Origin of the sequence: Methylobacterium sp. WL69 (genome assembly GCF_008039485.1) — a bacterium.
Classification (GTDB): Bacteria; Pseudomonadota; Alphaproteobacteria; order Rhizobiales; family Beijerinckiaceae; genus Methylobacterium.
Genome location: NZ_VRUZ01000144.1, coordinates 1 through 7,371 on the forward strand (window position 1 = coordinate 1; position 7,371 = coordinate 7,371).

General features: G+C 65.7%; 6 protein-coding genes. 1 reads left to right on the forward strand and 5 read right to left on the reverse strand.

The annotated features are described in order from the left end of the window. The 3 genes from FV218_RS21385 to FV218_RS21395 form a co-directional block, all read right to left on the reverse strand. Positions 1 to 1,755 (reverse strand): M48 family metalloprotease (locus tag FV218_RS21385; RefSeq protein ID WP_187273134.1); only part of this gene is annotated, 1,755 nt, incomplete at its 3' end. A 79-nt stretch (positions 1,756 to 1,834) separates the two neighbouring features. Next, positions 1,835 to 2,239, reverse strand: a complete 405-nt coding sequence (locus tag FV218_RS21390) for a hypothetical protein (RefSeq protein ID WP_187273135.1) — start codon at positions 2,237 to 2,239, stop codon at positions 1,835 to 1,837. A gap of 955 nt (positions 2,240 to 3,194) precedes the next feature. Further along, complete coding sequence (locus FV218_RS21395) at positions 3,195 to 3,851, reverse strand: hypothetical protein (RefSeq protein ID WP_147711473.1); 657 nt, start codon at positions 3,849 to 3,851, stop codon at positions 3,195 to 3,197. A 363-nt stretch (positions 3,852 to 4,214) separates the two neighbouring features. On the opposite strand from FV218_RS21395, the gene FV218_RS21400 reads away from it, so the two are divergent. Continuing rightward, positions 4,215 to 4,973 (forward strand): NmrA family NAD(P)-binding protein, encoded by a 759-nt coding sequence (locus FV218_RS21400; RefSeq protein ID WP_147711474.1) that lies wholly within the window; start codon positions 4,215 to 4,217, stop codon positions 4,971 to 4,973. 456 nt (positions 4,974 to 5,429) lie between these two features. Here FV218_RS21400 and FV218_RS21410 read toward each other — a convergent pair whose 3' ends face one another. Together FV218_RS21410 and FV218_RS21415 are read right to left on the reverse strand one after the other, a co-directional pair. After that, positions 5,430 to 6,329 carry a sigma-70 family RNA polymerase sigma factor gene (locus FV218_RS21410; RefSeq protein WP_147711475.1) on the reverse strand — a complete coding sequence of 300 codons (900 nt, stop codon included), beginning with the start codon at positions 6,327 to 6,329 and terminating at the stop codon, positions 5,430 to 5,432. After that, positions 6,316 to 6,711, reverse strand: a complete 396-nt coding sequence (locus FV218_RS21415; RefSeq protein WP_147711476.1) for a hypothetical protein — start codon at positions 6,709 to 6,711, stop codon at positions 6,316 to 6,318. The genes FV218_RS21410 and FV218_RS21415 overlap by 14 nt, the downstream gene beginning before the upstream one ends. Between the last annotated feature and the right edge of the window lie 660 nt (positions 6,712 to 7,371).

Genomic DNA, 7,371 nt, shown 5'->3' on the forward strand with positions numbered 1-7,371 from the left:
GCCCAGGACCGCCCCGCAGGCCAGCGCCACCCCCACCACGGGCCCCGCCTGGCTGGCCGACAGACCGGGCAGGCCGGCGGCGAGCCACAGGAGGGCGACCCCGATGAAGAAGCCGCCCGCCACCAGGAGGGCGATGGCCCCCGGGCGGGTGCTTTCGCGCAGCGCCCGCGCCTCGATGCCGATCTCCGCCGCCGTCGCTTCGAGATGAGCGCGGAAGGCCGCATCGTGGGCCCGCACCGCGTCGAGGAAATCGTGCGTCGCCGCGCGGCAGAGGCCGGCGGGATCGGCGAAGTAGGCCGCGAGCTGGCCGAGCGCGTGCGGGGGCGGAACGGCGGCGGCGGCGGCCAGGAGTTCGGCGTCGAGGGTCCGGCCGAGGGCCGCCACGCGCTCGCGGGTCGGCGGATGGGTGTCGGTGGGGTGGGCCTGCTCCGCCTCGAGATGCGTCGCCGGATCGTCGAGGCCGCGCGCGATGGCGTGGTCGAGGCTCGCCGCCACGAGGTCGGCCGGGGCGGACCCGGGCGCCTCGGCGGCGGCGTCCAAGGTCTCGGCGATGCGGGGGGCCACCGCCCCTGTGCGCAGGAGCGCCCGCGCGGCGGCGTCCACGGAGGCCGGGCCGGCGCCCGCCGCATCGGCCGCGAACTCGCGGGTCCGGCTCCAGTGGCGCACGGCGAGGTGAAAGTTCTCCATGACGAAGACGCCGAGGCGTAGGGACGGGCCGAGGAGCCCGAAGGACCCGGCATGCCCCTCCGCCACCGCGTCGAGGGAGCGGCCGACGCCGGCGTAGATCGGCAGGAAGCGCTGGCTGTAGACGGTGTCGCCCCCGGCGTAGTGGGCGAGTTCGTGGCCGATGATCGCCGCCACCTCGTCGCCCCGCAGGAGGGCGAGGTAGGGCAGCGGCAGGTAGAGGATCCGGCCCGTCAGCGGCGCGCCGCCGGGCTCGACCACGGCCGGGCCGGCGCTGACGAAGAAGCCCCCCGTGAGGCCGACCACCACGGCCTCGGGTTTCAGCGCCCCGAGCCGCTCGGCCAGACCCTCGGTGAGGCGCCACAAGCCCGGCGCCTCGGCGGGCGAGACGACCCGACCGAAGATCGACAGGGGGTCGGGCTCGAACGCTGACAGCGCCCGGCGCAGGCCCAGCACCGTGGCGCCCGCCGCGATCAGGACCGCCCCGACGACGACGGCGGCCATGAACAGCATCTTGATCTCGCCGCCGCCGAGGCCGGGCCGCGCGAGCAACCCGGCCTCGAAGACCACGGCGGCGACGAAGCCCGCCGTGGTGAGGAGCACCTGGAGGGCGAGCACCGGCGGCAGCAGGCGGCGCATCCACGAGAAACCGGCCACCAGCACGTCGCGGGAGGCCCGCCCCAGCCGCCCGAGGGCGGCGCCGGCCAAGAGCACAAGGATCGACAGGCCGGCGGCGAAGCCCCCGGCGGCGACGACCACGGGCGGGAGCAGCCGGCGCCAATCCATGAGCGTCGTCAGGGTCGCGACTTCGTCGCGGGCCGCGCGGGCCTGCACCAGGGCCAGGGGACCGCCGTAACTCTTGCCGTTGCGGCGGAACTGCATGCGGAAATCGGGACGCCCGTCCGGCGGCGCCCGCGCCTCCAGCTCCGCGACGATCCGGGTCAGGTGCTCCTGCTCGGCGGCGAGATCGGCCCAATCGGCGCCGGCGCGCTCCTGCTCCCACAGGCCGAGGAGCAGGATGCCCAGGGGTAGGAGGACGGTGGCGGCGATCAGGCGCGTGACGGAACGCAAGCGCAAGGGCGTGCGCGAGTTAGTAGCTACGTCGGGGATACTCGCCTCCTCGGATGCGTCGGGAGCAAGAACAGGTCGCTCAGAATTTGTTCGTCGGACGCTCGTCCACTGGAATCGGGATGAGGCTGTCGTGCTTGCGGCATGAGATCCTATCGACTTTGCGGCTCTCACCCTTGATCAGGTCCATGGCGCCGGTCTTTCGATTGACCAGGAAATAGCCGCCCGGGTTCTTTAGCTTGATCACATCGTCGGACTGAAGCGCGACTTCTTGTGTCTTCGACTCACGCTCGCCATTCGGCTTCATCAAGGCCCATTGCTTGGACGCGAGGTCAATGCTGAAGTAGATCGATTTGCCGCCATTGTTGATGCATGCCAGGGTGAAAGTCTGCGTCACTTCTTCAGCGTGTACGTTGTGCGCAGCGATGAACGCGCAAAGTACGCCGTACACAAGGAGAGAGGTCGCTTTTCCAGTCATCCGGTTCATTCCTGTTGGTACGTCCTGCCGCATCGCGGTTGGCGGTCTAGACGTGCGCGCAGCAGGGGGCAAATCGATCCCGGGCCCGAGCATGCTCCCTTGCCGGCCAGGATGATCACGGTACCATTGACACCCCGACTAAGCGTCGCGTCAGTGGCATCAGTTTAGGGCATGTATTAGGCCGGGAAGTCGTTCATACGTCTCGGAGGCCACCTATGTTCGCAAGGGCCTGAAGCGCCGAGTTTCATGTCATCAAACTCGCACCGCTACCGACGGCTCGGATGCCACTCCTATCGTCTGATGTCCCGCTCGACCTCGTCCAGAAACGTGGCCGCCGAGGTTTAACCGGCGTTCTCATACAACATTGGTGGGGAGCAGGCGTTCAGCTATCCCGGGAAGGGAGCATGACCGACACCATCAGGACGCGATTGCAGCTGTTGGTATATTCTAAGTGGACCCACAGCCCATCGCGCGTAAACAGATCCCAGGCCCTATGCTCGATCCCAGACACGGTGGCGCCACCATCGCTGCTCCTTACCAGCGGACCCATGATCGCCCTCGCATCGTTCCGTGAGTTCCGGAACCTGACCCCACCCGGCAAGTCACCCGCGAACTCGCAGTATGATGGGTCCTTTCCGGCACCGAAGAACTGAACGCAGCAGCAGACGTCGCTCGCATCGATCATCATGGCCAATCCACGACTCGGACATTCGATGTGGCGATCGAGCCCATGTTCGGGATCGCCTTCCGGTGGTCGATCCGTAACCGCGGGCGAGGGGTCAAGCAGGGGAAAGAACTCGGAAACGTGCTTGCCGATGAGTGTATGGTCCGTCATGGAGCTGGCCTATCGCAGCTTGGCTGAATATCTAGATAGGATCGACATCGGCCGGACCGTTCTACGGTCCGGATAGGTGCAAGGCAGTCAGGCGCCTTGATCGAATAGGGTGGCAAGAAAGGGTCGTGTTCACCGCTTGCTGAGGAGCTTACGGACACCATCCAGTGCGTAAGCTTCGGTCGCATTTCTAGGAAGTGCAGGAGGTTTAGCCGCAAGCGTCCTCACCGATCTGCCCTGATCGTCCTTCCGGTCTGGATCGGCTCCGCGACCGAGCAGGAACAGGACCAAGGACCAATCTCCGAAGCCGGCCGACATCGAGGCAGGCGTGCTACCGAGTGACATAGGGTGATCGACGTCAGCCCCTTCCTTGAGGATGCGGTCCATCCATGCGGTATCCTGACGAAGGATCGCGTTGGCGTAAGAGTTGGTGAACCCTTCCTCCCGGGTCAGCACCGGACGCGCCTGTTCGTGGGCATAGAAGGCGCCTGCGAGGGTAGCGAGGATTGCCATGACCCCTACAAAAGCTCCCCAGGTCACAGTGTGGATCGCCGCGAGTATCGTCGGCTTGGATTTGCGAACGGCCCACGCCTTCACAACCGCCAACACCGGGAGAACGATGGGATAGGTCACAACGGCACAGAGGACTGCGAGCCAGAGAGCGATTTCTCCCGGGGTGGCCTCGCCCGGAACGTTCAGGAGCACCGGGAGGATCAGGAGGATGCAGAGCACCCACAGTGACCAGAGCACGACGGCTGCAAAGACTGCGATCAGGCGCCGCATCAACATGGGGGCAGATCGTCCTTCCAGCCGTCCGAGTTGAGGCAGGGGCGAAAGCATCCATCACCGTCCTGCAAGCAGTCTTTCCCGCCACATGTGGCGGAGGATTGCGCCCGTTCTAACCACCAACGTTTGAGGTCGAACTGGAGTTCTAGCGGCACCCCGGCAGCTATCGCTCGAATCATGCTCCCTTTAGCCGAGCAAAGATCGAGGCGAAGATCGATCCAAGTCCCACGGCGAAAATCGGCACTGTAGGGGCTTTTGGACGGCGCCCGGAACGCTTCATCGGAGCTGATGTCACACCGGGTAGGACCGCTCTCGTCTTTGATTTCGAACGTCCCCAACGGGACCGGACACAGGACGGAGCGTCACATGAAGATCGTCGTCATCGGCGGCACGGGGCTGATCGGCTCTCAGGTCGTTACCACCCTGAAGGCCGCCGGCCACGAGGTCCTCGCGGCCTCGCCGAACACCGGCGTCAACGCCGTCACAGGCGAAGGCCTCGCGGAAGCGTTGAAGGGCGCCACTGTGGTGGTCGACGTCGCCAACTCGCCATCGTTCGCCGACGAGGCGGCGATGGACTTCTTCGTCCGCGCCGGACGGAACCTCGTTGCGGCCGAGAAGGATGCCGGCGTCTCCCACCACGTCGCGCTTTCGGTGGTCGGCACCGAGCTCCTGCTCGACATGGGCTACTTCAGGGCCAAGCTTGCTCAGGAGGAGTTGATTGCCTCGGCGGGCGTGCCCTGGACGCTTGTCCGCGCCACCCAGTTCTTCGAGTTCGTCGCGGCCATCGCGGGAGCCGCAATCGTCGATGGCGTCGCGCGCGTGACCTCCGCGTCGATCCAACCGATCGCGTCGTCCGACGTTGCGCTGAAGGTCGCGGAGGCCGCGTTGGCGCCGCCCATAAACGGCATGGTCGAGATCGCTGGGCCTGAGCGGATGCCGATGGTCGAGTTGGTGAGGCGTCACTTCCAGGGCTTCCGCGAGACGCACGAGGTCCGCACGGACGACACCGCACCGTACTTCGGGGTAGTCCTCGGCGGCCCCTGGCTGACGCCCGCCGGTGATGCGTGGCTCTCGGAACGGCGCTACTGCGACTGGCTGGCGGCGCAGCCGAAGCGCGTGGCCTGAGGCCTCCCGCCGATGGATGCGGCCTACAACTCGGCGCTCTCGGCGCTGGCCGGTTCGGCCATCGGCGCGATGGCCTCCTTCGCGACCACCTGGCTGACGCAGCACAGCCAGGAGTGCGCGACCCTCCTGGTGCAGGACCGGGCACGACGGGAAGCGCTCTATGGCGAGTTCATCCGGGAGGCGTCGACCTTGTTCGGCGACGCCTCCCGGCACGACCTCGACGACCCGGCCAAGCTGGTGAACCTCCATGCCATCGTAAACAAGATCCGGCTATTCGGGGAGCCGGATACTCTCCAGAAAGCCAAGCGTGTCATGCGGCCCACTGGCGAGACCTATTTCGCCCCGAACAAGGATCTCGCCGTCTACGCCGACATTCGCCACGCCAGCGCCCTCGATCCGCTCTGCGCGTTCTCGACGGTCTGCTGCAGGGAGCTGGCGATCGCCCGCCGGCTAGGCTCAGTGAGGCGTCGGCGTTTCCACCGCCCCTCCGAACGATATCGCCATGCGCTGGAGCTTGTCCGGGTTGCGGGTGAAGTAGATGCCGACGATCTGCCCGCCCTGGATGTCCAGGGCGACGGTCTGGAGCATCCCGCCCGGCTCCATGCTGAGGTAGCCCGGCAGGCCATCGATCCAGAGGTCCTGCAGCTTCCGGGCATGCTGGATCCACAACTTGCGCACGACCCCCTCGAACATGCGCGTGACCCTGTCGATTCCAACAATGGGCCGCGGGAAGGCAAGCACCTTTCCGCCTCCGTCGGAGTGCACCACGACGGCATCGGCCAGCATGCTGCGCAGCGCAGCGACGTCGCCCGTCGTCGATGCCTCGAAGAAGGCCTTGGCGATACGCGCCCCTTCTTCCCGCTCAATGGGGAAACGCGGGCGTGCGGATTGGACGTGTTTCCTGGCCCTCGCGGCGAGCTGACGAACCGCCGGTGGTTCACGCTGGAGGGTGACCGCGATTTCCGCGAGCGGGACTGCGAAGACATCGTGCAGGAGGAACGCGGCCCGCTCCAGCGGCGAAAGCTTCTCCAAGGCCAGCATCAGCGTGAGCGTGAGGTCATCGCCGGGGGCTTCGTCCGGGACCAAGGCAACGGGTTCAGGCAACCAAGTTCCGAAATAGGTCTCACGCCGCACTCGGGCTGACTTCATCACGTCCAGGCAGAGCCGCGTCACCGTCCGCGAGAGGAAGGCACCTGCCGAGGCGACCTCGGCATGGTCGACGTACCGCCAGCGCAGCCATGCGTCCTGTACGACGTCCTCGGCTTCGCCGAGGGACCCGAGCATACGGTAGGCGAGCCGGATGAGCCGAGCCCGCTCCTGCTCGAAGACGCGAGTCGGATCATCAATGGTCGGCATGGCGGAACGACCAGATACTGAGGGCAACCGCAAGAAGCGCAGGAAGGGTCACCGTGGGGAAGTCTCGGGGCAGCGCCTCCGGCCCGCAGATACCCACTGCAATTTCCCAGAAATGGAATAGCGCATGGCCTGAGAGCCAGATCGCACCCATGCTCCAGAGTAGGACACGCGATCCGGGTCGGGCCGCGCCGTACACGAACCCTAACCCGATCAGCACGAAGATCAGGCCGATATCGCGCAGGAAGTGCTGATTGAAGGGGCCTGTCGTAGTCACGCCCGGCACCGCGAAGTACCATGCCTCGGGCGCGGTGAGCATGAAGACGCCGTTCCCGGCCAGTCCCGCGCCGAGGAGGCCGGCGAATACCGAAATGGCTTTGGTCATCGAACTTTCCCCACGTGATTGGTTCACGTGAGTGACGATGCAATGCTGTCCGATGTGACATGAGATTCAAGTTTCCGCGCGGCACCTTTCAAAGCCTTGGCCTTGCACGGATCATGTCACTGAACACCAGCTACCCAACCCGATGGTCGAGCGCCGCTACGAGACACTCAATCGAGCTATTACACAAAGCCCAGGGACGCTCCGACCGCGACGATATCCATTAAGGAACGACCGCTTTCGAGATGCCCATGTGTGGGCATCAATGGCGACGTTGGGTCCAGGCTGTGTGAAAACGCGAGGGTGGTAGAAGGATCTCCCCCTGGGCCATCCAGTCAGCGCTGGCATCGCCACCCTGATGGGATGCGGATCGTTGTTCAGGTTGCCCCGATGGCTGTCGTAGAGACGATTGTTCTACGATATCGGTACTCGACTGCGTTTTCACACAGCCTCGGTCGGGACCCGTCCGTCCGCTCTACGACAGGCTTGGGTGGAGAACGGTCTGGCCGCTTTCGGGTACAGGATGTACCGAAGCGTGTCCGTCGTCAGATGATTTGGGACATTCAGCGGTGTTCAGGAGCGGAGGCTCTGGTCCATCTGGGGTGAGAGGTTAGGCGGCCTGCGCGTGGTGGCGCAAGCGGCGATCCATCAGGGTCTGGCGCT